This window comes from Pseudomonas sp. 2822-15, from assembly GCF_002742515.1.
In the GTDB taxonomy this organism is placed as follows: Bacteria; Pseudomonadota; Gammaproteobacteria; order Pseudomonadales; family Pseudomonadaceae; genus Aquipseudomonas; species Aquipseudomonas salomonii.
The window spans coordinates 1-201 of sequence record NZ_LJRY01000001.1; the positions used below are offsets into that span (position 1 = coordinate 1).

Consider the following 201-nt stretch of genomic DNA (forward strand, 5'->3'; position numbering starts at 1 on the left):
ATCACCTCCTTAATCGACGACATCAGCTGCTCCATAAGTTCCCACACGAATTGCTTGATTCATTGAAGAAGACGATAGAAGCAGCTTTAAGCTCCAAGCTGATAGCTCTTAGCTAATCAGTGACGCTCGAAATTGGGTCTGTAGCTCAGTTGGTTAGAGCGCACCCCTGATAAGGGTGAGGTCGGCAGTTCGAATCTGCCC

1 tRNA gene is annotated in these 201 nt (G+C 48.3%); it reads left to right on the forward strand.

Going from position 1 to position 201, the window contains the following annotated elements:
* Positions 1-142: 142 nt before the first annotated feature.
* A tRNA-Ile gene (locus AOA59_RS00005) sits at positions 143-201 on the forward strand.